Source organism: Microbacterium sp. MRS-1 (genome assembly GCF_000585455.1).
GTDB lineage: Bacteria > Actinomycetota > Actinomycetes > Actinomycetales > Microbacteriaceae > Microbacterium > Microbacterium laevaniformans.
The window spans coordinates 1-23,960 of record NZ_JAUF01000033.1 but is presented as its reverse complement, the minus strand read 5'-3'; the positions used below and the strand labels follow the sequence as shown (position 1 = coordinate 23,960).

At 68.2% G+C, this 23,960-nt stretch carries 24 protein-coding genes; 17 read left to right on the top strand and 7 right to left on the bottom strand.

Annotation, left to right across the window (positions count from 1 at the left end; all coding sequences use genetic code 11):
• Nucleotides 1–15: 15 nt before the first annotated feature.
• Nucleotides 16–855 carry a COG4705 family protein gene (locus AS96_RS07530; protein WP_155947536.1) on the bottom strand — a complete coding sequence of 280 codons (840 nt, stop codon included), beginning with the start codon at nt 853–855 and terminating at the stop codon, nt 16–18.
• On the opposite strand from AS96_RS07530, the gene AS96_RS07525 reads away from it, so the two are divergent.
• The 3 genes from AS96_RS07525 to AS96_RS07515 all read left to right on the top strand — a co-directional run bounded on the left by AS96_RS07525 (nt 835) and on the right by AS96_RS07515 (nt 4,363).
• Nucleotides 835–1,875, top strand: coding sequence for a Cj0069 family protein (locus tag AS96_RS07525; protein ID WP_036287780.1), 1,041 nt, complete (start codon nt 835–837; stop codon nt 1,873–1,875). The two genes, AS96_RS07530 and AS96_RS07525, sit on opposite strands and share 21 nt — an antisense overlap.
• A 348-nt stretch (nt 1,876–2,223) precedes the next feature.
• Complete coding sequence (locus AS96_RS07520; protein WP_036287776.1) at nt 2,224–3,519, top strand: M20/M25/M40 family metallo-hydrolase; 1,296 nt, start codon at nt 2,224–2,226, stop codon at nt 3,517–3,519.
• Nucleotides 3,520–3,529: 10 nt separating this feature from the next.
• Nucleotides 3,530–4,363, top strand: a complete 834-nt coding sequence (locus AS96_RS07515; protein WP_036287774.1) for an undecaprenyl-diphosphate phosphatase — start codon at nt 3,530–3,532, stop codon at nt 4,361–4,363.
• Here the strand turns inward: AS96_RS07515 and AS96_RS07510 are convergent, their stop codons facing one another.
• Nucleotides 4,364–5,230 carry a PAC2 family protein gene (locus AS96_RS07510; protein ID WP_036287771.1) on the bottom strand — a complete coding sequence of 289 codons (867 nt, stop codon included), beginning with the start codon at nt 5,228–5,230 and terminating at the stop codon, nt 4,364–4,366.
• Nucleotides 5,231–5,342: 112 nt separating this feature from the next.
• On the opposite strand from AS96_RS07510, the gene AS96_RS07505 reads away from it, so the two are divergent.
• From AS96_RS07505 to lnt, 9 genes are all read left to right on the top strand, one after another.
• Nucleotides 5,343–6,029: an HAD family hydrolase gene (locus AS96_RS07505; protein WP_036287768.1), complete on the top strand. Its 687-nt coding sequence runs from the start codon at nt 5,343–5,345 to the stop codon at nt 6,027–6,029.
• Nucleotides 6,026–7,072: a tRNA (adenine-N1)-methyltransferase gene (locus tag AS96_RS07500; protein ID WP_036287766.1), complete on the top strand. Its 1,047-nt coding sequence runs from the start codon at nt 6,026–6,028 to the stop codon at nt 7,070–7,072. The genes AS96_RS07505 and AS96_RS07500 overlap by 4 nt, the downstream gene beginning before the upstream one ends.
• Before the next feature lie 4 nt (nt 7,073–7,076).
• A complete protein-coding gene (locus AS96_RS07495) occupies nt 7,077–8,027 on the top strand; it encodes an FKBP-type peptidyl-prolyl cis-trans isomerase (RefSeq protein ID WP_036287765.1) in 951 nt (316 codons plus the stop codon).
• A gap of 49 nt (nt 8,028–8,076) precedes the next feature.
• On the top strand, nt 8,077–9,081 hold the full coding sequence (locus AS96_RS07490) for a helix-turn-helix transcriptional regulator (protein ID WP_036287763.1): 1,005 nt from the start codon (nt 8,077–8,079) through the stop codon (nt 9,079–9,081).
• Nucleotides 9,078–10,046, top strand: coding sequence for a helix-turn-helix transcriptional regulator (locus AS96_RS07485; protein ID WP_036287761.1), 969 nt, complete (start codon nt 9,078–9,080; stop codon nt 10,044–10,046). Before AS96_RS07490 ends, AS96_RS07485 begins: the two co-directional genes overlap by 4 nt.
• A gap of 59 nt (nt 10,047–10,105) precedes the next feature.
• Nucleotides 10,106–10,351: a twin-arginine translocase TatA/TatE family subunit gene (locus AS96_RS07480; protein WP_036287757.1), complete on the top strand. Its 246-nt coding sequence runs from the start codon at nt 10,106–10,108 to the stop codon at nt 10,349–10,351.
• A gap of 65 nt (nt 10,352–10,416) precedes the next feature.
• On the top strand, nt 10,417–11,169 hold the full coding sequence (tatC, locus tag AS96_RS07475) for a twin-arginine translocase subunit TatC (RefSeq protein WP_036287794.1): 753 nt from the start codon (nt 10,417–10,419) through the stop codon (nt 11,167–11,169).
• Nucleotides 11,166–13,646 carry a DEAD/DEAH box helicase gene (locus AS96_RS07470; protein WP_036287754.1) on the top strand — a complete coding sequence of 827 codons (2,481 nt, stop codon included), beginning with the start codon at nt 11,166–11,168 and terminating at the stop codon, nt 13,644–13,646. The genes tatC and AS96_RS07470 overlap by 4 nt, the downstream gene beginning before the upstream one ends.
• Before the next feature lie 23 nt (nt 13,647–13,669).
• Nucleotides 13,670–15,274: an apolipoprotein N-acyltransferase gene (gene lnt / locus AS96_RS07465; RefSeq protein WP_036287751.1), complete on the top strand. Its 1,605-nt coding sequence runs from the start codon at nt 13,670–13,672 to the stop codon at nt 15,272–15,274.
• 3 nt (nt 15,275–15,277) lie between these two features.
• Here the strand turns inward: lnt and AS96_RS07460 are convergent, their stop codons facing one another.
• The 4 genes from AS96_RS07460 to AS96_RS07445 all read right to left on the bottom strand — a co-directional run bounded on the left by AS96_RS07460 (nt 15,278) and on the right by AS96_RS07445 (nt 17,998).
• Nucleotides 15,278–15,652, bottom strand: coding sequence for an RNA polymerase-binding protein RbpA (locus AS96_RS07460; RefSeq protein ID WP_036287749.1), 375 nt, complete (start codon nt 15,650–15,652; stop codon nt 15,278–15,280).
• 101 nt (nt 15,653–15,753) lie between these two features.
• Nucleotides 15,754–16,527 carry a glycerophosphodiester phosphodiesterase family protein gene (locus AS96_RS07455; RefSeq protein ID WP_036287746.1) on the bottom strand — a complete coding sequence of 258 codons (774 nt, stop codon included), beginning with the start codon at nt 16,525–16,527 and terminating at the stop codon, nt 15,754–15,756.
• Nucleotides 16,524–17,483, bottom strand: a complete 960-nt coding sequence (locus AS96_RS07450; RefSeq protein ID WP_036287743.1) for an SPFH domain-containing protein — start codon at nt 17,481–17,483, stop codon at nt 16,524–16,526. Before AS96_RS07450 ends, AS96_RS07455 begins: the two co-directional genes overlap by 4 nt.
• On the bottom strand, nt 17,483–17,998 hold the full coding sequence (locus AS96_RS07445) for an NfeD family protein (protein WP_036287740.1): 516 nt from the start codon (nt 17,996–17,998) through the stop codon (nt 17,483–17,485). The genes AS96_RS07450 and AS96_RS07445 overlap by 1 nt, the downstream gene beginning before the upstream one ends.
• Nucleotides 17,999–18,149: 151 nt before the next feature.
• Here AS96_RS07445 and AS96_RS07440 point away from each other — a divergent pair, with 151 nt between their 5' ends.
• The gene (locus tag AS96_RS07440; RefSeq protein ID WP_036287737.1) at nt 18,150–18,914 is read left to right on the top strand and encodes an SDR family oxidoreductase; all 765 of its coding nucleotides are present in this window, start codon (nt 18,150–18,152) and stop codon (nt 18,912–18,914) included.
• A 2-nt stretch (nt 18,915–18,916) separates the two neighbouring features.
• The gene (locus AS96_RS07435; protein ID WP_036287734.1) at nt 18,917–20,899 is read left to right on the top strand and encodes a S9 family peptidase; all 1,983 of its coding nucleotides are present in this window, start codon (nt 18,917–18,919) and stop codon (nt 20,897–20,899) included.
• A 65-nt stretch (nt 20,900–20,964) separates the two neighbouring features.
• On the opposite strand, the gene AS96_RS07430 is transcribed toward AS96_RS07435, so the two are convergent.
• Nucleotides 20,965–21,516 (bottom strand): HdeD family acid-resistance protein, encoded by a 552-nt coding sequence (locus tag AS96_RS07430; protein ID WP_036287731.1) that lies wholly within the window; start codon nt 21,514–21,516, stop codon nt 20,965–20,967.
• A 521-nt stretch (nt 21,517–22,037) separates the two neighbouring features.
• Between AS96_RS07430 and AS96_RS07425 the strand changes: the two genes are divergently transcribed.
• From AS96_RS07425 to AS96_RS07415, 3 genes are read left to right on the top strand one after another with little or no spacing between them, the layout of a single operon-like run.
• Complete coding sequence (locus tag AS96_RS07425) at nt 22,038–23,066, top strand: tyrosine-type recombinase/integrase (RefSeq protein ID WP_231477158.1); 1,029 nt, start codon at nt 22,038–22,040, stop codon at nt 23,064–23,066.
• A gap of 6 nt (nt 23,067–23,072) precedes the next feature.
• Nucleotides 23,073–23,411 (top strand): helix-turn-helix domain-containing protein, encoded by a 339-nt coding sequence (locus AS96_RS07420; RefSeq protein WP_036287725.1) that lies wholly within the window; start codon nt 23,073–23,075, stop codon nt 23,409–23,411.
• Entirely contained in the window at nt 23,408–23,905 is a 498-nt protein-coding gene (locus AS96_RS07415) for a hypothetical protein (RefSeq protein ID WP_036287722.1), read from the top strand. The genes AS96_RS07420 and AS96_RS07415 overlap by 4 nt, the downstream gene beginning before the upstream one ends.
• Nucleotides 23,906–23,960 lie beyond the last annotated feature (55 nt).

The window sequence follows — 23,960 nt, the reverse complement described above, 5'->3', positions numbered from 1 at the left end:
GCTTCTTGATCGATCTCACGCCCGGGCGCGCTCCCGCAGCACCGCCCACGCCAGCAAGAGCGCGAACAGCGACAGCCCGATGAGGCTCACCAGCCCCGTCCCCAGACCAAGACCTCCGCGGGCGGGACCGAACGAGAGCCAATCGGACACGCTCGCACCGGTCGGACGAGTCATCGTGTAGCTGCACCAGAAACATGCCACGGCACTCGCGCCCAGCCGTCGCGCCACCAAGGGGATCGCAAACAGTGCGCCGTAGACGAAGATCGAGGCGAAATAGCCGAGCCCGACATCGGTGGCCAGCGCGTCGCCGAGGGCGGTACCCAGACCGAAGGTCACCATCACCACTGCCCAGTAGAACGCCTCCCGTCGTCGCGTCACAATGCTGTGGATCGACAGCGTGCCCTCCGCTGCATACCACCAGACGAAGAGACCGACCAGCACCGCGGCGAACACGATGGCGTTCACGAAGAACGGGATGCCGAGGATGAAGCGCGGGCCGTCCGCAAGCGCCGTGCCCACGACCGCGACCATCAGCACTGCCAGCCAATACCGCACCGGGCGGTATCTGTCTGAGCGGAACTGCCACCACAGTGATAGGACCAGGGCGATGGCACCAATGGCGATCCCGATCCCGAGGTCGTGCTCGCTGAGGTAGTCGGCAGTCGTCTCTCCGATGCAGGTCGTGAGCAGCTTCAACGCCCAGAACGCTGTGTCCGTTTGTGGCACTTTCACGCGCCCAGATACGGCATCTCTTCTGCTCATGTCACCACAGTACGCGAGATAGTTGAAACCGTGGTTACATTGGAGAATGTGTTCACTTTGGAAGGAGCGGCCATGATCGACGCGGTTGCGCACCCTCGGATCGGCCTGCTCACTCGTGGCGATCGCGCATCTGGGCAGGTCACGGCGCGAGCGCAGGAGCGACTGGCACCGCTCGTCGATGCCTTCGCGCGTCTTCGGGTCGCAGTAGAACACGTCATCTACGACGACGAGCATGTCGCCGAGGTTCGCGCGCAGGTGCTCGCTCTGGATGCAGTCCTCATTTGGGTTAACCCCATCCAAGACGGACGAGATCGTTCTCGACTCGACGCGCTACTGCGAGAAGTCGCCGAAGAAGGCGTATGGGTCTCCGCTCATCCCGACGTGATCACCCGCATGGGCACCAAAGATGTGCTCTATGCCACGCGCAACGTCGGCTGGGGTGAAGACATCGAACGCTACGACAATGCGAACGATCTCGCCGAACGGTTCCCGGCGCGCCTGGTCGAGCGTGGCGCTCTCGTGCTCAAGCAAGCCCGCGGCACCGGTGGAGAGGGTGTCTGGAAGGTCCAGCTTGAACGCTCTGAGGAACCCGCGCGCGCATCGGCCGCGCGCGTGCGTGTGCAGCACGCCTCCGCCCGGGCGAATGATGCCCAGTATGTGAGCCTGACCGATTTCTTGGACGGCTGCGCGTGCTACGTCGCCGGTGACGGATTCCTGGTGGATCAACCATTCCAGGAACGCCTCGGCGACGGCATGATTCGCGCCTACTTCGTCCAGGACCATCTCGTCGGCTTCCAGCACCAGTGGCCGACTGCGCTCCTGGCAACCGAGCGTGTCGAGACCCCGGCGCGGCGCGGTATGGAGGGCCCCGATACGCCCGCGTATCGGCACCTGCGCAAGCAACTCGACTCATGGATACCGTCGATGCAAGACGTGCTCAGGCTGGACCGCGATGCGCTCCCCGTGATCTGGGACGCCGACTTCCTTTACGGCCCGCAAACCCCGTACGGCACCGACACATACATCCTGTGCGAGATCAACGTGAGCTGCGTCTGGCCCTTCCCCGAACGCGCCGCCGATCTCATCGCCCGGACTGTGCTCACCCACACCTGAGCGTGTGGTCCAGAACGAATACGCCCCTCGTGCAGACGCGAGTCCCATCCTTGTGAAGCACTCCTGGGCGCATCTTCATTGTGGGTCTTTCATGTGCTACCTCATGTGCTACCGACTGTGCTGGGTCATGAATCGCGATGTAGTTATCCACAGGCTGACCACGCACAAGTGGCGGAATCATGCGGCAGAACGTGGGATCGTGATTTCATGTGCGAGGGGGAACAGAATAGTTCAAGTCCCCCCTCGCGCACAGAAGGAGAAAGGTCCCGTCAGGGGCCTTTTTCTTTTGTCTCCAGAGACGTGTCCTCCGCTCTCGGATCGTGGCATCGGGAGCGCTAGCGTGGAGGCATGCCCTCCTCCGAACTCCCCGAGGTCGCCCGCGTCGCGCGTGACCTGATCCGTTTCGACACCACCAACTTCGGCGAGGGGCGCGCGCACGGGGAGCGAGAGGCCGCCGAGTACGTGGGCGCCTACCTGGAGGCGCTCGGCCTGCGTCCCGAGTACTACGAGCCCATCCCGCGCCGCACCAACCTCAGCGTGCGGGTGCCGGGACGCAATCGCGACAAGCCCGCCCTCGTCCTGCACGGCCACCTCGACGTGGTCCCCGCCGTCGCTGACGACTGGAGCGTCGACCCGTTCGGCGGCGTGATCAGGGACGGGATGCTGTGGGGGCGCGGTGCCGTCGACATGAAGGACATGGACGCGATGATCCTCACCTCTGTCGCCGAGCTCCTGAGAGCGGGGGAGCAGCCGGAGCGCGATCTGATCCTCACGTTCTTCGCCGACGAGGAGAACGGCGGGGTGGAGGGCTCGCAGCTGGTCGTGCGGGATCGGCCGCACTGGTTCGACGGCGCCACGGAGGCCATCAGCGAGGTCGGCGGCTACTCGATCCCGGTGGGCGAGCAGCGCGCCTATCTGCTGCAGGTGGGGGAGAAGGCCCTCGTGTGGCTTCGGCTGCGTGCTCGCGGCACCGCCGGCCACGGCAGCCGCTTCCACCCGGACAACGCCGTGACGCGGCTGGCCGAGGCCGTCGCCGCCCTCGGCCGGTCGATCTGGCCGCTCGAGCTCACCGCCACCACGCGCCAGACCGTCGACGGTCTCGCGGCCCTGTGCGGCGTCGACCCCGCCGATCCGGATGCCGTGGCAGACGCGACCGGCGCGGCATCCGGTTTCCTGCGTTCCACCTTCCGCACGACGACCAACCCCACGGGTCTCGTCGCGGGGTACAAGCACAACGTCATCCCGGATGCCGCGGTCGCGACGATCGACGTGCGCACGCTCCCGGGGCAGGAGGAGCGGGTGCTCGCGGAGATCCAGCGCATCGTGGGCGACGACATCGAGGTCGAGATCTCGCATCGCGACATCGGGCTCGAGGTGCCCTTTCATGGAGAGCTCGTGGAGGCGATGGTCGGGGCGCTCGAGCGGCACGATCCGGGGGTTCCGGTGCTGCCCTACCTGATGGGCGGCGGCACCGACAACAAGGCCCTCGCCGAGCTCGGCATCGCCGGATACGGGTTCGCGCCGCTGCGGCTTCCCACGGATCTCGATTTCACCGGTATGTTCCACGGTGTGGACGAACGCGTCCCCATCGACGCGTTGGTCTTCGGGCAGCGCGTGCTCACCGATCTGATCCGCACGTACTGAAAGGGCCCCCATGCACCTGTTCGAGGCGATCATCCTGGGCCTGGTCCAGGGACTCACCGAGTTCCTCCCCGTCTCCTCCAGTGCCCACCTGCGCATCATGGGCGAGTTCCTCCCGTCCGCCGAAGACCCCGGCGCGACCTTCACCGCCATCACCCAGATCGGCACCGAGCTCGCGGTGCTCGTCTACTTCTGGGGCAAGATCGTGCGGATCATCTCCCAGTGGGCGAAGTCGCTGACCGGCCGCGTGCCGCGCAACGACCCCGACGCCCGCATGGGGTGGATCGTCATCATCGGCACGATCCCGATCGGCATCGCCGGATACCTGTTCCAGGAGTCCATCCGCAACACGTTCCGCAACCTCTGGCTGGTCGCGATCGTGCTCATCGTCTTCGGTCTCCTGCTCGGCGCCGCCGACGCGTTGGGGCGCCGCACCCGCACCGAGAAGGACCTGACCTACGGGCACGGCCTCGCTCTGGGCCTGGCCCAGATGCTCGCCCTCGTCCCGGGTGTCTCGCGCTCCGGTGCGACGACGACGATGGGCCTGGCCCTGGGCTACACCCGTCCGGCCGCGGCGGAGGTCGCGTTCCTGCTTGCGGTGCCGGCCGTGTTCGGCAGCGGCCTCTACGAGCTGGTGCAGGCCATCAAAGACCCGGGCGACCAGGTGTACAACATGTTCGAGACGGGCGTCGCCACGGTCGTCGCGTTCGGCGTGGGCCTCGCGGTGATCGCGTTCCTGATGCGCTACCTCAAGCGCGGCAGCTTCCTGCCGTTCGTGCTGTACCGGCTTGCGCTCGGCATCCTGTTGATCATCCTGCTCAGCTTCGGCGTGCTGCAGGCGTACTGATCAGGAGCGGCGAGGGTCGGGCGGACCAGGTTTGCCGGGACCCTCGCCGCCCCGGCGCAGGTACCGCTCGAACTCCTGCGCGATGGCGTCGCCGGACGCCTCCGGCGAGTCCCACGTGTCGCGCGTCTGCTCCAGCTGGTGGATGTACTCGGTCATCTCCTCGTCGTCGGCCGCGGCCGCGTCGATCGATGCCTCCCAGGCCAGTGCCTGAGCGGGGAGCTCCCCGCGCGCCACGACCGCGCCCGTCAGATCGGTGACGCGGTCCAGCAGCGCGAGCGTGGCCTTCGGTGACGGGGTATGGCCGGCGACGTAATGCGGAACGTTCGCCCACAGCGCCGCCGTCGGGATGCCGGCCGCCTCGGCAGCCGCAGTGAGCACGCTGAGGATGCCCGCCGGGCCCTCGTAGGTGGGCTTCTCGAGGCCGAGCGCGGCGCGGAGGGTGTCGTTCTCGCTGCCGGCGAACACCGAGATCGGTCGCGTATGCGGAACGTCGGACATCATCGAGCCCAGCGCGACGATGCCGGTGATGCCCTCCGTGAGCGCGGCGTCCACGAGCTCGGCGGCGAACGACTGCCAGGCGCGCGCGGGCTCGACCCCGGACAGCACCCACAGGCGTGTGCCGTCGGCGGGATGGAGCGGTCGCCACAGTGTGGCGTCCGGCCAGGTGAGCGTGCGCGAGCCGTCGGCGTCGAGAGTGATCTGCGGGCGGGTGTACTGGTAGTCGAAGTACAGCTCCGGGTCGACGGCGAAGACCTCCCGGTACGCGCCGGACTCGCGGATGTGCGCCGCGGCGGCGGAGGCGGCCTCACCCGCATCATTCCAGCCGTCGAAGGCCACGATCAGCACGCGGTTACCCAGTTCGTCCACTCCGCCCCTCTCGCACGGTCATCGATTCCTCCACGATACGCGCCGACGCCGTCGCGAGGGCGGCCGTCACGCGCGCGACAGCGGCGCCGAGGGGCGTCGGTAGCATGGACCGATGAGCTCCGCCCTTCTCTCCGCCGTTCTCTGGGACATGGACGGCACCCTCGTGGACACCGAGCCCTACTGGATGGAGGCCGAGACGGCCCTCGTCGAGAGCTTTGGCGGCACCTGGACGCACGAACAGGCATTGACTCTGGTGGGTCAGGGACTCGAGACCTCCGGGGCGATTCTCCAGGAGGCCGGCGTGCGGATGTCCGTCGCCGACATCATCGCCCACCTCACCGCAGAGGTGACGCGCCTGCTTTCGGAGCGGGGGAACCCTCTGCGTCCCGGGGCGCACGAGCTGCTGACCGCGCTGCGCGGCGCCGGCATCCGCTGTGCGCTGGTGACGATGTCGATGCGGCGGATGGCATCACAGGTCGTCGCGCCCTTTCCCGAGCTGTTCGAGATCATCGTCGCGGGCGACGACGTCACGCGTCCCAAGCCGTTCCCGGACGCATATCTGCAGGCGTGCCGTGCCCTCAGCATCGACCCCGCCGACGCCGTCGCGATCGAGGACTCGCCGACGGGCGTGCGCGCCGCCGTCGCCGCGGGCGTCACGACGATCGGGGTGCCGCTGATGGTCTCGCTCGTCGGGACGGGCGCCCACACCGTGTGGCCGACACTCGCAGGCCGTACGCCCGAGGACATCGCCGCGGTCCACGCGGCGCACCGGACCCACCGCACAGGAGAGCACGCGTGACCACCCCGACATCCCTCGTCGACCTGCGCCCGAGCGGCCCGTTCCGCCTGGGCGACCGCGTGCAGCTGACCGGACCCAAGTGCCGCCTGCACACCGTCACCCTGCGGGAGGGCGGCGAGTTGCACACCCACCACGGCGTGCTCAAACACGAACAGCTGCTCGGTCAGCCCGACGGGTCGGTGGTGACCAACTCCGGTGGTCACGAGTACCTGGCACTGCGGCCGCTGCTTCGCGACTTCGTGATGTCGATGCCGCGCGGTGCTGCCATCGTGTACCCGAAGGATGCCGCGCAGATTCTGGCGTCCGCCGACATCTTCCCCGGCGCGACGGTGGTCGAGGCGGGTGTGGGCTCGGGCGCGCTGTCGATGTGGCTGCTGCGCACGATCGGTCCGGCGGGGCGCCTGATCTCCTTCGAGCGCCGTGACGAGTTCGCGGAGGTGGCTCGTGCCAACGTGGAGACCTTCTTCGGGCACACGCCCGGCAGCTGGGAAGTTGTCGTGGGTGATCTCGTGGAAGAGCTTCCCGGTGCGGTGGGCCCGGCATCCGTGGATCGCGTCGTTCTGGACATGCTGGCCCCGTGGGAGTGCATCGACGCGGTTGCCGACGCTCTCACGCCCGGGGGTGTGGTGCTCTGCTACATCGCCACCGCGACCCAACTCAGTCGTGTCGCGGAGTACATCCGCGCCACCGGTCTGTTCACCGAGCCCGAAGCGACCGAGACGATGGTGCGTGGATGGCACGTCGAGGGACTCGCGGTGCGACCGGATCATCGGATGGTCGCACACACGGGGTTTCTCATCACGGCGCGTCGCCTGGCACCGGGCGCGATGCCCCCGGACGTGCGCAAGCGCGCACTGAAGAAGCCCAGTTATGCCGATGAGGACGTCGAACTCTGGACGCCCGGGGCCGTCGGCGACCGTCAGATCACCGACAAGAACCTCCGCAAGCGCGTGCGCGAGGCACAGCGCGCAGCGGACGGCGCTCGGCAGGCGACGGCCGACGCCGTCACGGCCGGGCGCGGTGCACCGGACGACGTAGACTGATCCGGTGCGCCGGATCCCTGCTGCCCTCGCCGTCATCGGCCTGTCTGCTCTGACCCTCGTCGGATGCGCTTCGACGCCCGGATCGGCGGCCTCGTGCGACCGCCCCACCGACAGCTCGGGTGTGCTCAACACGGTGAGCGTCTCCGGGGCTGAGGGCGCCCCCAACGTGACCTTGAGCGCTCCGGTCTACGTCGATCACACGGTCGCCGTGGACGAGACCGTCGGCTCCGGCCTGCGGGTCACCTCCGACATGCAGGATGTGCAGTTCACCATCACGATCATGAGCGGGTCGACCGGTCAGAAGATCCTGACGTCGGGCACGCAGGTGACGCCGCTGTCGAAGTGGCGTGAGCAGTACGCCGGCTTCGCCGAGCTGATGACCTGCGCGACCGAGGGCTCCCGCATCCTCGGCGCCGTTCCGGCCAGCGCGCTGTCGGCCGAGGCCGCGCAGGGGTGGGGCCTCACCGGCGCAGACTCGATCGTCGTGGCGATCGACCTGCAGAAGGTCTACCTCGCCGCGGCGGACGGCACGCCCCAGTACAACGATCGACGGGGGATGCCCTCCGTCGTGCTGGCTCCCAACGGCACGCCGGGCATCATCATCCCGGACACCGCGCCGCCGTCCGACCTCGCCGTGGAGGTGCTGAAGAAGGGCGACGGCCCCGCCGTCGGAGACGGCGATCAGATCCGGATCAACTACACGGGCCTCACGTGGGCCGATCGTAAAGTGTTCGACTCGACGTGGGATAAGGGGGCATCGACGGCGGTCACGCTGGATGCCGTCGTGCCGGGCTTCGCGCAGGCTCTGAAGGGGCAGACGGTCGGGTCGCAGATCCTCGTGGTGATCCCGCCGTCCCTCGGCTATGGGGACAAGACCACCTCATCGATCCCCGCGGGCTCGACGCTCGTGTTCGTCATCGACGTGCTGGGCGTGGACACTCCCGCCGCCCCCTGACCCCGCGCGGCACCGCCGCCGCTCCACAGGCGGCGCCTAAGATTGACGGGTGCCCACCGAGACCAGCCGCAGCGCGCCCGAGGAGCGCCTCGTCAACCTGGTGGTCGCACTCATGGCGACGGAGCAGGGGCTGACGAAGGACACGATCCTCTCGTCGGTGGCCGGCTACCGCGAGCAGGGTTCCGCGGGGGCTTCCAAAGACGCGCTGGAGAAGATGTTCGAGCGCGACAAGGAGAATCTCCGCTCGCTCGGCATCCCCGTGGAGACCATCGGCGACTACGCCGACCCCGACGATCTCCGTGAGGCGCGGTACCGCATCCCCACCGCAGAATACGAGCTTCCCGCCGACATCGAGTTCACGCCGGCCGAGCTCGCCGTGCTGAACCTCGCCGGCGGTGTGTGGAGCGAGAGCTCGATGTCGGCCGATGCGCGCAGCGGCCTGCGCAAGATCCGGGCGTTGGGCATCGACGTCGACGCGCCGATCATCGGCTACTCGCCGCGCGTGAACCTGCGCGAGCCCGCCTTCGCGCCGATGCAGCGCGCGATCGAACAGGGCCGCGTCGTCGAGTTCTCCTATCTGAAGGCGGGAGAGGAGAGTGCGCGCGTGCGTCGCGTGCAGCCCTACGCGTTGATCGAGTACGAGGCGCGGTGGCACGTCTACGGGTTCGATCTGATTCAGGGTGACGTGCGCACGTTCCTGCTGTCGCGGATCGTGTCGGATGTCGCGATCACGCGGACGACGTTCGATCTCGCCCTGCGCGAGGGCGCCGGCGAGCGTGCGCTGACCGGACTGGCGGAGCTCGCCGCCCGTCAGCAGGCGCTGCTGGAGATCGCCCCGGGCACCGAGGCCGCTCTGCGACTCACGCGCCGGGCGACGCCCGCCGACCAGGGAATCCGCGTGCCCTACGTCGACGTCCACATCTTCGCCGACGAGCTGGCCTCGTACGGCCCGGAGGTGCGCGTGGTCGAACCGGGAGAACTGCGCGACCAGGTGATCGCGCGTTTGGAGCGCACGCTACGTGTGCACGGCACCGGCGCGGGGGAGCGATCATGAGTGCGCGGCGTAAGCCTCTTCTCGCCACCGATCGCGCTGCCCTGATCCTCCAGCTGGTGCCCTACCTGATCGGGAAGGGCGAGGTTTCGCTCACCGAGGCGGCAGAGGAGTTCGACGTCACGGTCGAGCAGATGCGGACCATGGTGGAGAAGCTGACCGTCATCGGGCTACCCGGCGACGGCGGCTTCTGGCAGATGGCGAACGATCTGTTCGACATCGATTGGGATCTTCTCGATCAGCAGGATCTCATCGTCATCACCAACACCGTCGGGCTCGAGTGCACCCCGCGTCTGACGGCACCGGAGGCGGCGGCCCTGCTCGCCGGACTCCGCGTCGCGGCATCGCTGCCCGGCGTCGGCGACAGCGGCGTGATCCAGGGGCTGCTCGCCAAGCTCGCGCGTGGCGCTTCGGGCGTGCCGGCCGATGTCATCGTCGCGTCCGGCGAGGTCGACGACGTCCGTCTGACGGTCGATCGCGCGCTGCGCGACGGCGTCGCCGTGGCCTTCACCTACCAAGCTCCGGATGCCGCGCCCACCACCCGCACGGTCGACCCGGTCAAGGTCCACCTCGCCGGTGGTCAGTGGTACCTGCAGGGGTGGTGCCACCTGCGTCAGGCGATGCGCACCTTCCATCTCGATCGCGTCTCCGATGTGCATCTCACCGACATCGTGAGCACCCACGGCGACGACAGCGTTCCCGCGTTGTTCGAGGGTGCCTCCCGCGACGTCGAAGTCGTCGTCCGCTATCGGGCATCGGCTGCGCCCCTGCTGGCCGACTACGTCGTGATCGACGACCCGGCCGATGCCGGCGCCGCGGTGCGCTCGGCACGGGTGCGCGTGGGGGATGCCCGCAGCCTGAAGCGTGTCGCGGCGAAGCTCGGCGGAGATCTGGAGATCGTCGGACCGGATGCCGCGCGTCACGCAGCCGCGGCGTGGGCCGAGGCGGGGCTCGCCCAGTACGCCTGAGCCCGGCGGCGGGACCGACAGGTAGACTGGGCGATATCCCCAGACCCGAGGAGACCCTCATGCTCGGAGGCTTGACCGGCTGGCACCTGCTGGCCCTTGTCGTCATCATCCTGCTCCTGTTCGGAGCGGCGAAGCTCCCTGCGCTGGCCAAGAGCGTCGGTCAGTCCGCGCGCGTCTTCAAGGGCGAGATGAAGGCGATGAAGGAAGACGACGCCGCCGCGGCGCCGCCCGCACCGCCGGTGACCGGAAGCGCAGCCGGGACGGCCGCCTCGAGCGCCGAGCCCGGACCCGACGCCAAGCCCTGACGTCGGTGGCCACGGTCGAGTCCGCTCGTCTCGGCGAGGACGACGCGCCCCGTCGCGATCGCCGGATGTCGCTGGCGGAGCACCTCACGGAGCTGCGCCGACGCTTCATCATCGGCATCATCGCGCTCGTCGTCGGCATGATCATCGCGTGGATCTTCACTGATGCCATCATCTGGGCGATGACCGAGCCGATCCGGGTCGTCGCCGCGCAACGCGGCGACGGCGACGTTGTCACTCTGATGTACCAGAGCATCACGGGCCCGTTCGATATGCGGCTGCGCATCGCACTGGCCGTCGGCGTCATCTTCTCCGCACCGGTGTGGGTCTGGCAGATCTGGGCGTTTCTCGTTCCGGGTCTGACCCGGAAGGAGATCCGCTACACCATCGGGTTCGTGAGCGCCGCCGTGCCCCTTTTCGCCGCCGGCGTGTTCGTCGGGTGGCTGATCATGCCCCACATCGTGGAGCTCATGGCCTCCTTCACTCCGCAGGGCGCGTCGAACATCTACGACTCGAAGTACTACTACGACTTCGTCTTCAAGCTGCTGCTCGTCGTCGGCGTCTCCTTCGTGCTTCCCGTCTTCCTGGTCGCGTTGAACCTCGCCGGTGTGATGAGCGGTATGGCGATCCTGAGGGGCTGGCGGGTCGCCGTTCTCGTTGCGTCACTGTTCGCGGCGCTCGCCACGCCCGCCGCCGACATCGTCAGCATGCTGCTGCTGGCCGGCATCCTCACCGTGCTCTACTTCGCCGCGGCTGGGCTGTCGGTGCTCTTCGATCGCAGACGCGCCAAGCGCGAGAAGGCGCTCGGGCTCGACCTGTGACGGATCCCGCCAGCCGCTACGCGCAGGCCCAGGCCCGCCAGGCGCATCCGATCACGGCCTCCTTCGCCGACGGCCAGCGCTTCGACCTCGATCCCTTCCAGATCGCGGGATGCCACGCCCTCGAGGACGGACGCAGCGTGCTGGTGGCGGCGCCCACCGGCGCGGGAAAGACCATCGTGGGCGAGTTCGCCGTGCATCTGGCCATGCGCGAGCCCGGCGAGAAGGCCTTCTACACGACGCCGATGAAGGCGCTGTCGAACCAGAAGTTCCGCGAGCTGCAGCAGGTGTACGGCGAGGACGAGGTGGGCCTGCTCACGGGCGACACGAACATCAACGGCAACGCCCGCGTCGTCGTGATGACCACCGAGGTGCTGCGCAACATGCTCTACGCCGACTCCCCGGCGCTGCGCGGTCTGCGCTACGTGGTGATGGACGAAGTCCACTACCTCGCCGATCGGTTCCGCGGCGCGGTGTGGGAGGAGGTCATCATCCATCTGCCGTCGCGCGTGAAGCTGGTGTCGCTGTCGGCCACCGTGTCCAATGCCGAGGAGTTCGGCGACTGGCTCGACACCGTGCGTGGTGACACCGCGGTCATCGTCTCCGAGACCCGACCCGTTCCGCTCGAACAGCATGTGCTGGTCCGTGGCGATCTACTGCCGTTGTTCGACGACCGGGCCGGCATCGCGACCGCGCAGGTCAATCAGGAGCTCATGCGCCTGCGATCGGTGCGCGGCTCCACGTTCGAGAGCAATCGCCGGGCTCAGGATTACCGCTCACAGCGTCACCGGTCGCAGGGCGATCGATCCGGCGGCCCGCGGCCCTCGAAGGGGGCAACGCGGCCGCTGCGCTCTGCCGACATGCAGCGCATCGAGCGCATCGACCGGCCACAGGTGGTGGAGCTGCTGGCGCGGGCGAACCTCCTGCCGGCGATCTTCTTCATCTTCAGCCGTGCGGGCTGCGAGGGCGCGGTGCAGCAGGTTCGACGCTCCGGTGTGCGTCTGACAGACCGCGACGAGCGCGATGAGATCCGCCGGATCGTCGACGAGCGTACGCTGACGCTTCCCGACGAGGATCTCGCCGTGCTCGGCTTCTGGGAGTGGCGGGAGAACCTCGAACGCGGTGTCGCAGCTCACCACGCGGGCCTGCTCCCCGCGTTCAAGGAGATCGTCGAGGAGCTCTTCCAGCGCAAGCTCGTCAAGGTCGTCTTCGCGACGGAGACACTCGCGCTCGGCATCAACATGCCGGCGCGCACCGTCGTCCTCGAGAAGCTCGAGAAGTTCAACGGTGAGGCGCGGGTCGCCATCACTTCCGGCGAGTACACCCAGCTGACGGGGCGCGCGGGACGGCGCGGCATCGATGTCGAAGGTCACGCGGTCATCCAGTGGAGCGAGAGTCTCGATCCCCAGGCCGTCGCGGCCCTCGCCTCGCGGCGCACCTACCCGCTCAACTCGAGCTTCCGTCCGACGTACAACATGGCGGTCAACCTCATCGACCAGTTCGGTCGGGCCCGGGCGCGCGAGATCCTCGAGTCGTCGTTCGCCCAGTTCCAGGCCGACCGGGCCGTGGTGGGGCTGGCGCGCGAGGTCAAGGATGCCGAGGAGTCCCTCGCCGGCTATGCGGCGTCGATGGCATGTGAGAGGGGCGATTTCGCCGAGTTCGCGCGGATGAGGCGCGAGCTGGGCGATCTCGAACGCAAGGGCGACCGCTCCGGACCACCGAAGGTGCGCCAGCAGCGCCAGGAGCGGATCGAGTCGCTGCGGCGCAGCCTCAAGCGGCACCCGTGTCAGAGCTGTCCCGATCGTGAGAAGCACGCCCGGTGGGCCGAGCGGTACGACAAACTCCGGCGCCATACCGACAAACTGCGTCAGCAGATCGACATGCGCACCGGCACCGTCGCCCGCATCTTCGACCGGGTCGTCGATGTGCTCACCGCGCTGGACTACGTGCATCTCGATCCTCACGGCGCCACCGCCTTGACCGCCGCCGGCGCGACGATGAAGCGGATCTACGGCGAACGTGATCTCCTCGTCGCGGAGTCGTTGCGCACCCGTATCTGGAAAGACCTCGACCCGGCGGGTCTTGCCGCTCTTGCCTGCTGCCTCGTCTACGAGCCGCGTCGCGACGAGAGCGGCCCCGGAGAGCACGGACTTCCACGCGGCGCATTCCGCGGGGCATTGACGGCGACGCAGGAGCTGTGGGCGCGCCTCGACGATCTGGAGCAGGACCATCGCCTGCCCGGGTCGTCACCGGTCGCCACCGGTCTTGCCCAGGCCATGCACTCCTGGGCGCGCGGGGCCTCGCTGGACCGTGTGCTGCACGAGGCGGATCTCGCCGCGGGCGACTTCGTCCGTTGGACGAAGCAGACCATCGATCTGCTCGATCAGCTGTCGATGGTCGCCGACGCTCCGCTCGCCACGACGGCGCGCGCCGCCCTCGATGCCGTCCGACGCGGGATCGTCGCGTACGGCTCCTCCTGAATCCGCTCGCCTAGGCTCGATCCGTGCCCGAACGACTTCGTCCTGCCTCCCCGCCGGTGCGACCGCTTCTTCCGCTGTGGGCGGCAGCTGTCGTCGCGACGGCCGCGGGCCTGATGCTCACGCTCGCGTTCCCCGCGCTGTCGTGGTGGCCCGCGGTCTTCGTCGCCGTGCCGTTGGGGCTGCTGACGCTCATCGGACGGCGCACCGGCGGCGCGTTCACGGTCGGACTCCTCTTCGGCGTCGGCCTGTTCTTCGTGAACTTCTCCTTCACGGCCCGCTATCTCGGGCCGGTGCCGTGGATCGCGCTGTCGACGCTGGAGTCGGTGCTGACGGCGGTCATGGCCATTCCCATCGCCTGGGCCTATCGATGGCTGCCCCGCTGGGCACCCGGCGCCGCAGGACGCCTCCTCGCGCTGCCGGCTCTCGTGGCGGGGTTGTGGGTGTCGCGGGAGGAACTGCAGGGCACGTTCCCCTACGGAGGCTTTCCCTGGACCCGCATCGCCGTGACGCAGGCGGACTCGCCGCTCGTGCACGTCACGTCGTGGACGGGGATGAGCGGTCTGTCGTTCCTGATCGTGTTCGCCTGTGCCGCGGCGATCGAGGCGGCGCGGCTCGGACGATCCCGCGGTGTGCCCGCCGCGGCGCTGCGGATCCTGCCGGCGGCGATCACCGTCCTGGTGCTCTTTCTTCTTCCCGCCTTTCCCACGACGGATGCCGGCAGCATCCGCGTGGGGGCCGTGCAGGGCAACGGGCCGGCCGGCTACTTCGATCAGCGTGCCGCCTACGACGTGTTCCGCGCGCAGCTTGCGGCGACGCGGCCCATCGAAGACCGCGACATCGATCTGCTGCTCTGGCCGGAGGGTGGGATCGATGCCGACCCGCTGTCGAACACGTCGGTGCGCACAGCTCTGGACGCTCTGGCAGACCGTGTCGGCGCACCGCTGCTGGTCAGCGGCGTCACCCAACGCGGCGATCAGTACTTCAACTCCTCGCTGCTGTGGAAGGCCGGGGCCCAGAACCCGACGGCGCTGTATGACAAGCGCCACCCGGTTCCGTTCGGCGAGTACGTGCCGGACCGTTGGTTCTACAACATGCTCGCCCCGGATCTCATCGGCCTCATCCGGCGCGAGTACACGCCGGGGACGACGACGCCCATGTTCGACGTGAACGGTGTGGGAGTCGGGCTCGCCATCTGCTTCGACGTGATCTACGACGATGTCATCCGCGAGGGCGCCGTGTCCGGGGCCCAGGTGTACATGTTCCAGACGAACAACGCCGACTTCCGCGGAACCGACGAGAACCTCCAGCAACTCGCGTTCGCCCGTATTCGAGCCGTCGAGAGCGGCCGCGCCGTCGTCAACCTGTCGACCGTCGGCACCAGTCAGGTCATCGGACCCGACGGCCGCACGATCGACGCGCTGCCCGCCGACAAGCCGGGGGCGATGGTCACCGACGTGCCACTGCGTACCGGTCTGACCCCCGGCATCCTTCTGGGCGATGCCATCCAGACCTTGCTCGGGTGGGGCAGTGTGGTGGCGCTGGCCGTGGTCGGCCTCCTCGTCCGCCGTCGCGCGCGCACGCCGAAGACGCCGACCCCCGAAGGGGCCGGCGTCGAAGCGGGGGAGTGAGCGTCAGGCGCTCAGGCGCGAGTCGTCCGCGGCGCCGCGACGGGCGCGCAGCAGGGAGAGGCGCTCCTTGAGGAGCTCCTCCAGCTCGGGAACGGTACGACGCTCCAGCAGCATGTCCCAGTGGGTGCGGGGAGCCTTGTCCCCGGAGTGGTCGACCTCGACAACCGAATCGCCCACGCGGAGCACGGCCTCGGCGCCGCACGTGCGGCACTCCCAGGCGTCGGGAAGCTCGGCGTCGGCCGCGAAGGTCATCACGGTCTCGCGTCCGCACTGCGTGCAGACATAGGTGTGGTTGGCGCGCTCATGGAACACGACGCCTTCTTCGCTCTGTAGGCTCGAGGCGCCGAGTCGGATGCCGCGCAGGCTGCGATCTGCCATTGTGTGGTCCTCTCGTCGTGTCAGGTATAACGTGCGCACCTGTGTGCCTCATCCGAACGTCCGTGCCAAATCGCCCTTTCACAGGGGATCCCCAGCCCTGATCAGGGGCGCGACGCAGTGGCGGTCAGCGCGAGGTCGGCACGATCGGTGACGAGACCGTCGACGCCCAGCGCCAGAAGGCGATCCATGTCGTCGCGGTCGTTGACCGTCCAGACGTGCACCTCGACGTCGGCGTCGTGAACGAGGCGCAGCAGGCGTGGTGTCACGATGCGGATCGGTCCCTGGCGCTCGGGGATCTGCACGGCATCCACCCCGCGAAGTACGCGTTTGACCAGAGCGCTCGATCCCGTCGACACGGCCGCGAGCAGCCTTGCGACGGTCTCACGGCCGGCCGACGTCGCCGGCTCGCCGCCGAGATGACGTGCCGCATCGAGCGCTCGCCTGCGGCGCGCGTCCGAGAAGCTCGTGACCAGCACGCGATCCGCGTGCCCGGCGACCACGCGGCCCAGGGGGCGAGCAGCATCGGGCGACTTGACGTCGATGTTGAAGCGCAGCGTCGGAAACGCCTCGATCGTGTCGGCGGCGGTGGCGAGACCGCCGCGGTCGGCCATGATCTCCGCGAGCTCGTCATGACGCACGGCGGCGATCTTGCGAGGATCGGCGGCCACCCGCAGCAGATCCTCATCGTGGAAGAAGACCACGACGCCGTCGGCGGTCAGATGGCAGTCCGATTCCACATACCTCGCGCCGATCGCATGCGCGGCGGCGAAAGCGGCGACCGTGTTCTCCACGATGCCCTCGGCGTCGCTCGGAACGAAACCTCGATGAGCCAGCACACGCGGAGCCGCGGTGGCGGCGAACCACGGGTGGCTCACGAGAGATCAGTGGGAGGCGTGGCCGTCGTCGCGGGCGGCCTCGGTGCGTCGCCGGCATCCGCGCGCGCGGCGAACGCGCTTCCGAGACCCTTCATCGCCTCCGTGAACTCACTGGGAATGATCCACAGCTTGCTTGACGCGCTGTCGCTGATCTTCGGCAGGGTCTGCAGGTACTGATACGCGAGGAGCTTGTCGTCGGGGCGGCCCGCGTGGATCGCGGAGAAGACGTTCTGGATCGCGGCGGCCTCGCCCTCGGCACGGAGGATCGCGGCCTGCTTGTCACCCTCTGCGCCCAGGATCGCCGCCTGACGGCGGCCCTCCGCCTCGAGGATCTGCGACTGCTTCGATCCCTCGGCGGTGAGGATGGTCGCGCGACGCTCGCGCTCGGCCCTCATCTGCTTCTCCATCGAGTCCTGGATGGAGTGGGGCGGGTCGATGGCCTTCAGCTCGACGCGCGACACCCGCAGGCCCCACTTGCCGGTTGCCTCATCGAGGACGACGCGCAGCTGCCCGTTGATGTTGTCCCGACTCGTCAGCGCCTCTTCCAGGTTGAGACCGCCGACGACGTTGCGGAGCGTGGTCGTCGTGAGCTGTTCGACGGCCGACAGGTAGTTGGCGATCTCATACGTCGCGGCGCGCGCGTCGGTCACCTGGAAGTAGACGACCGTGTCGATCGAGACGACGAGGTTGTCCTCGGTGATGACGGGCTGCGGCGGGAAGGAGACCACCTGCTCGCGCATGTCGACCAGAGGACGCAGGCGGTCGATGAACGGCACCAGGATGTTGAGCCCGGGGGAGAGGGTGCGCTGATAGCGGCCCAGCCGCTCGACGACTCCGGTGTAGGCCTGCGGGATGATCCGAATGGATCGGAAGAGGACCACGATCACGAAGATCGCGACCACGACGAGCAGGACGATCACGAAGATCTGACCCACGAACGCTCCGACGTCGACCATCAGTCGGTGCTCCTTTCGGGAGAGTCGGATGCCGCCGGGGAGCCGGTGGCGGGGGAGGAGGGGACAGGTGCCACTTCGACCGTGGCACCGCGCACCGCAGTGACCACAGCCCGGTCGCCGGGAGACAGTGCGGTGGCCGCCGGGGCGAGCTCTGCCGTCCACTGCTCGCCGTTGTCGAGACGGACGAAGCCGCGACCATCGACGAAGGGCGCCGTCACGCGTGCGGCCATGCCGTAGAGCGCGTCGACGTTCGTCGGGTGCGGCTGGCTCGATCGGCGCAGCGCGGTGAGCAGGAGCGGGCGGATCGTGAACAGCAGCAGTGCCGACACGGCAGCGGCGATGAGTACCTGAAGCCACCAGGGGCCGCCGAGCAGGTTCACGCCGAGGCCGCCGATGACCGCGCCGGCGGCGAGCATGAGGAAGGTGAACTCGAGGGTCAGCAGTTCGATGATCACGAAGACCACGGCGAGCACGATCCAGGCGATCCAGAGATATTGCGTGAGATCGGGCAGCATGCGCGCTCCCTTCGTGGGTCTTGTTCGAACCCTAACACCCGGCCGTCTCGATGCGGTGGCCAGCCGCCGGGTGTTCGTCGGGCACCGGTTGATAGTGTCGAGAAGGCTGCGGCGACATCCGCCCGGCATCCGTCTTCTTGCAGGAGCAATCATGTCCCAGCCCATCCCCGCCGGCTCCCTCGCCGGACGGACGGCCCTCGTCACCGGATCTTCGCGCGGCATCGGTGCCGACACGGCTCGCTACCTCGCCGAGGGTGGCGCGAACGTCGTCATCAACTTCCGCAACAAGGCGCCGCGGGCCGAGAAGCTCGCTGCCGAGCTGCGGGAACTCGGCGTCGAGGTGCTGGTCGTCGGCGCCGATCTGACCGATGCCGGTTCGGTCGCGGCGATGATGGAAGCCGTCAAGGAGACGTTCGGGACTCTCGATCTGCTCGTCCTCAACGCGTCCGGCGGCATGGAGAGCGGAATGGGCGCCGACTATGCGCTCGTCCTCAACCGCGACGCCCAGCTGGGAGTCCTCGAGGCCGCGCTGCCCCTGCTGCACGACGGCTCTCGGGTGGTCTTCGTCACGAGCCACCAGGCCCACTTCATCCGCACGACACCGACGATGCCCGAGTACGAGCCGGTCGCCTTGTCCAAGCGTGCCGGTGAAGACGCGCTGCGCGAGCGGATCCCCGCCCTCGCCGAACAGGGCATCGACTTCGTCGTCGTGTCGGGTGACATGATCGAGGGCACGATCACCGCCACGCTTCTCGAGCGCGCCAACCCGGGCGCCATCGCCGATCGCCGCGAGTCGGCCGGCAAGCTGTACAACGTGTCGGAGTTCGCCGCCGAGGTGGCCCTCGCCGCGGTCGAGCCGATTCCGGACGACAACACGCGTCTCGTCGGGGACGTGAGTTCGTTCGGCGGCGAGTGAGCATGCGTCCCGTCGACATCGCATCCCTCACCAGCGTTGGACGCCCCAGCATCGCCCCCGATGGCTCGTTCACCGTCTTCGCAACGTCGCGTCCCGACCTCGGCGCCGACCGCAACGTCGGTCAGATCTGGCGGATCGATCTGCCGGACGGTGCGCCCCGTCGTCTGACGCGTGGGGTGTGGGACTCGTCGCCGCAGGTATCACCCGACGGTGAGCGCGTCGCTTTCGTGCGCGCGGACGCCGACGGAACTTCGCAGATCTTCGTGATCCCGGCCTCTGGTGGCGAGCCGGTGCAGGCGACCGAGGCCCGCGGCGGCGTGGGGTCGTTCGCGTGGTCGCCCGATGGGGCACGTATCGCGTTCACGGCGCGGGTGCCCGAGCAGGGACGGTACGGAACCGTCGAGGGCCGCTCGGCAGAGGCGGAATCGCCGCGCCGCATCACGGGTGTGCGCTGGCATGCCAACGGTCTTGGCTACCTCGCCGACCGTCCGTCGCATCTCTTCATCATCGATGCCCCCGACACCGGTGCGGAGCCGTTCTATGCGCCCGCGCCGACGGCTGCGGGCGAGGCGGGCAAGGAACGGCGAGTCGGGGCACAGGCGACCGCGCTGACCTCGGGCGCCGCTTCGCATCACGGCGTCGTGTTCACGGCCGATGGCGCTCATCTGCTGACGGTCGTCGACGAGATCGAGGACGATCGTCGCGATCTGCGGACGCCGCTGGTCGCCGTGGCCGTCGACGGCTCGGGCGCGATCGAGGTGCTCTCTCGCGATGCGGGCTACTCCGTCGACGACGTGGGCGTCGCCGACGACGGCACGATCGCCGTCCTGGCATCACGACCGGGGGAGTCCGGCATCGATTTCATCGCTCCGGACGTCGCGCTCTACGTGCTCGAGGGACCGCTGTCTGCGCCCGCGCCGCGCGCGCTCACCGACCCCGACGCCGTCGACCTCGGAGAGGTGGGCTCCCACACCACCCCGTTCGGAGAAGACTTCCTCGTCCAGAACCGCACGCGTGGCCGCGTCGAGCTCCTGCGCGTGACGCGTGCCGGGGATGTCTCGGTGCTGGTCGACGGCGATGTCGAGGTCGTCGGTCACGCGGCGGCGGGGGAGCGCATCGTCTTCTCCTACGCGACGCCGTTCAGCCTCGGCGAGGTGTCACTGCTCGGGTCCGGCCCGCTGACGACGTTCGGTGCGGACGCCGCGGCCCGGGCCATCGTGCGGCCCGAGGAACGGGAGATCGTCGCCCGTGACGGCTATCCCGTGCACGGGTGGGTCGCCGTCCCAGCGGGGGAGGGCCCCTTCCCGGTGATCTTGCAGATCCACGGCGGGCCGTATGCGTCGTACGGCATACATCTGTTCGATGAGACGCAGGTTCTCGTCGATGCCGGCTACGCCGTTGTGTACTGCAACCCGCGGGGGAGCGCCGGATACGGTCGGGCGCACGGTCGGAGCATTCGCGGCGCCATGGGCACCGTCGACATGACGGACGTCCTCGATTTCCTCGACGGTGTCGTCGCCGGCGATGCTCGTCTGGACGGCGCGCGCGTCGGCATCCAGGGCGGGTCGTACGGCGGGTATCTCACCGCGTGGACCATCGCACACGACCACCGGTTCGCCGGTGCCATCGTCGAGCGCGGCTTTCTCGACCCGGTGAGTTTCCAGGGCACCAGCGATATCGGATCGTTCTTCGGAGACGAATACGTCGGCACCGATGCGGAGGACATGGCACGGCAAAGCCCGATGGCCGTGGTGCACGACGTGCGCACGCCGACTCTCGTCCTGCACTCCGAGCTGGACTTCCGCTGCCCCCTCGAGCAGGCGACGCGTTATTACGCGGCGCTGAAGCGACAGGGGACGGATGCCGAGATGCTCATCTTCCCGGGGGAGAACCACGAACTGACGCGCTCGGGACGCCCTCGCCATCGCGTGGAGAGATTCGACGCGGTCCTCGACTGGTGGTCGCGTCACCTCCCGGCCGACTGAGTCACGGCATCCGCCACGACGAAGCGCCCCGCTGCCTCACGGCGAGCGGGGCGCTTCGTGTCGTGTCACTTGCCGAACGAGAAGGCGCGTCCGATCTGGATGATGCCCATGACGACCGCGGAGATTCCGATGAGCCACCACAGCACGACGGCGCCCCACAGCGGCGAGAAGAGCAGCGTGAGACCGGCGATGATCGAGATGATCGCGTAGAAGATCGTCCATCCCCGGGAGGGCGCCAGATCGAGCGTCGAGAGCGCCACGACGCCCTCGATGACCCACATGATGCCGACGAGGATGCCGAGGAAGACGGCCAGCGCGAGTGCGGCCAGGCCGAGGTTGGAGAACGCGACGATACCGGCGACGACGTAGAGCACGCCGAGGAGCACGTGACCGACGCGCGACCACCCGCCCTTTCCGGTTGCGAAGATTCCCATTCCCGCGTACACGAGTCCGGCGACGATGGCGTAGATCGCGATGATCGCGGTCACGACCATCGCGGTCTTTCCTGGCCAGACGAGAATGACGATGCCGAGGATGACGGACAGCGCGCCGCCCAGACCGAGAGCGGTCCGGATGCCGTTGGTCGCCGTCTTCTCGAGGGTAGGTTCAGCAGTCATGGCGGAGCCCTCTCTAAAATCTCCTGTGAGTGGAGATGTTCTCAGGTTAGCGCTGACAGCTCGGTCGTGCGATCCAAGACGCGCCGCACGCGTCATCGGGCCCGTTCTGTCGCTCGGCGGTGCGGAATCCGCCCGTTCGCGCCGGATGAGCAGTGGTGCCGCTCGACCGGCGTCGCGCCTGTGGAGCTTTTGCCGATAATGCACATTATGTCAGAAAGAAGATGGCCCGTTCTCGCTAGATGCGAATACGACACCTGGTACGACTCCCCTGGTGCGGTCTGGAACTGCGGGGTCATGTCGTCCGCGTGGAGGGCGTCGTGACTGCGGCTGCGGTCGTCAGGCTGACATTCCGAATTGCTCCTGACCTGGCTTTTCTCTGCCGCACTTGCGGACGATTCGCGGATAGTGCGAGACTTTCGCGTATTATGCGAGTGTCTGAAGGGCCTGTTCCGGGCGCGGTTCCTGCCTATTTGCGGTCGGGTTCGGCGGTCTTGAATGAGGCTGAGAACGTCTGGGTGGCAATGCTGGATGGGTGGCGGGCGCAGCAGTTCGCACGCAATCTCGCCCCCTCGACCGTGGAAGCGCGCCGGTCGATCGTGCTGCGTTTTCGTGCGTTCGCGGAGTCTTACCCGTGGTCGTGGACGGCGGGGCTGGTGGACGAGTTCTTCATGGAGCTGCGCGGCGTTCGTGGTGCGTCGCGCTCGACGGTGCTGGGCTATCAGAACGCGCTGCGGATGTTCCTGGAGTATCTGACCGATCCCGCTTACGGGTGGAGCGAGCAGTGCTGGGAGCGGTTCGGCGATCACCCGGCACAGGTCTTCCACGACTGGAACACGGCACGGCACGCGTCGGAGTCGATCGCGGAGCCAGGCAAGCGCCCCTACACGCGGGACGAGCTGGAGGATCTCTTCGACTGCGCGGACGAGCGTGTGCTGCGGATCCGACGCGCTGGGGTGAAGGGGTGGGTGCCGGCGTTCCGGATTGCGACGTTGATGAAGGTCGCCTACGCCTGGGGTCTTCGTCGCAACGAGGTCCGTCAGCTCGATTTGGTCGATCTCGCCTCCAATCCCCGGGCGCGCCAGTTCGGCGACGCGGGCATCATCTACGTCCGATTCGGGAAGGCGATGAAGGGCTCTCCCCCGAAACGCCGCACGGTGCTGACTCTGCCGGAGTTCTCCTGGGCGGTCGAGTACTTGCAGCAATGGCGTGACGAGGTCCACCCGCTTTACGCCCCGCCCGGGTCCACGAGTCTTTGGCCGAGCGAGCGCGGCAACCAGATCATCACCGCCGGGCAGATCAGTCGGACGTTCACGGAGGTGAAACGAGAAGCCGGCCTGGACGACGATCTCGACTTCCACTCCCTGCGCCGCTCCTACGTCACCCACCTGGTCGAGGAAGGCTACGACGCGTTCTTCATCCAGCAGCAGGTCGGCCACGAGCACGCGTCGACCACATCCATCTACACCGGTCTCTCCCCCGACTACCGGGCCCGCGTCGTCGACGATGCGATCGCCCGCATGGCCACACAAGCCCTCACGACACAGGAGTGATATCTGATGATCCGACGCGTTGACCACGGCTGGCGCCTGCGGGAGCTGATGGCTGCCCGCGGGATGACCACCATCTCCGACCTGATCCCCCACCTTGCCGACCGCGGCATCACACTCTCCGACTCGCAGCTCTACAGGCTCCTCAGCAGCACACCGGAGAGGATCAACCTCACCTTGCTCGGCGCGATCCTCGACACCCTGGACTGCGCCTTCGAGGACCTGGTCCCCGTGACGGTCACTGCCACCGCGTCCCGCACCCGCGCCACCGGAACCGCGGATGCAGCTGCCACGGTCCGCTCCGATGGAGTCCGGCCCGCTCGCGCGCGAATCCATCGACCCAGTTGAGCCGGCACCGCGTCGATGCCGGCTGCGCACGCTGCGAACGCACCGGCGTCAAGTTCGCAACGACATGGCCCGAGGGACGCATCTGTCGGCGCTGCTACCAGAGAGCCACACGCATCCACGGCACCTGCCCGGGATGCGGCACCAACCGGCTCCTTCCCGGCCTCCTCGACAGCGCTCCCGCCTGCACCGACTGCACAGGGATCCCGAAAGACTTCCACTGCACCCGCTGCGGGCGCGAAGACGAACCCGTCCGCGCTGGACTCTGCGCCCACTGCTGCCTCACCGATGACCTCACCCACCTCTTCGACAACGGCGACGGCGAGATTGCCCCGCACCTGCAGCCTCTGTTCCATGCCCTGACAGGACAGAAGCATGCCCGCAGCGCGAAGATCTGGCTGATCACGAACACAGAGGCCGTCGCCCTGATCAGAGCGCTTGCCCGCGGCGACGTCCCACTCGAACACACCACCTTCACCGAGCATCCCGCTGTTTAGCCGGGGCTTCGGGTAGCGCGGTTGTAGTGATCCGGTAGCACGGGCGCGGCGATCG

What these genes read in the sequence shown, in the direction of transcription:
- AS96_RS07525 (WP_036287780.1), top strand. Translation starts at nt 835, where the DNA reads ATGATCGACGCGGTTGCGCACCCTCGGATCGGCCTGCTCACTCGTGGC.
- AS96_RS07520 (WP_036287776.1), top strand. Translation starts at nt 2,224, where the DNA reads ATGCCCTCCTCCGAACTCCCCGAGGTCGCCCGCGTCGCGCGTGACCTG.
- AS96_RS07515 (WP_036287774.1), top strand. Translation starts at nt 3,530, where the DNA reads ATGCACCTGTTCGAGGCGATCATCCTGGGCCTGGTCCAGGGACTCACC.
- AS96_RS07505 (WP_036287768.1), top strand. Translation starts at nt 5,343, where the DNA reads ATGAGCTCCGCCCTTCTCTCCGCCGTTCTCTGGGACATGGACGGCACC.
- AS96_RS07485 (WP_036287761.1), top strand. Translation starts at nt 9,078, where the DNA reads ATGAGTGCGCGGCGTAAGCCTCTTCTCGCCACCGATCGCGCTGCCCTG.
- AS96_RS07480 (WP_036287757.1), top strand. Translation starts at nt 10,106, where the DNA reads ATGCTCGGAGGCTTGACCGGCTGGCACCTGCTGGCCCTTGTCGTCATC.
- tatC (WP_036287794.1), top strand. Translation starts at nt 10,417, where the DNA reads ATGTCGCTGGCGGAGCACCTCACGGAGCTGCGCCGACGCTTCATCATC.
- AS96_RS07460 (WP_036287749.1), bottom strand. Translation starts at nt 15,652, where the DNA reads ATGGCAGATCGCAGCCTGCGCGGCATCCGACTCGGCGCCTCGAGCCTA.
- AS96_RS07450 (WP_036287743.1), bottom strand. Translation starts at nt 17,483, where the DNA reads ATGGTCGACGTCGGAGCGTTCGTGGGTCAGATCTTCGTGATCGTCCTG.
- AS96_RS07445 (WP_036287740.1), bottom strand. Translation starts at nt 17,998, where the DNA reads ATGCTGCCCGATCTCACGCAATATCTCTGGATCGCCTGGATCGTGCTC.
- AS96_RS07440 (WP_036287737.1), top strand. Translation starts at nt 18,150, where the DNA reads ATGTCCCAGCCCATCCCCGCCGGCTCCCTCGCCGGACGGACGGCCCTC.
- AS96_RS07435 (WP_036287734.1), top strand. Translation starts at nt 18,917, where the DNA reads ATGCGTCCCGTCGACATCGCATCCCTCACCAGCGTTGGACGCCCCAGC.
- AS96_RS07430 (WP_036287731.1), bottom strand. Translation starts at nt 21,516, where the DNA reads ATGACTGCTGAACCTACCCTCGAGAAGACGGCGACCAACGGCATCCGG.
- AS96_RS07425 (WP_231477158.1), top strand. Translation starts at nt 22,038, where the DNA reads ATGCTGGATGGGTGGCGGGCGCAGCAGTTCGCACGCAATCTCGCCCCC.
- AS96_RS07420 (WP_036287725.1), top strand. Translation starts at nt 23,073, where the DNA reads ATGATCCGACGCGTTGACCACGGCTGGCGCCTGCGGGAGCTGATGGCT.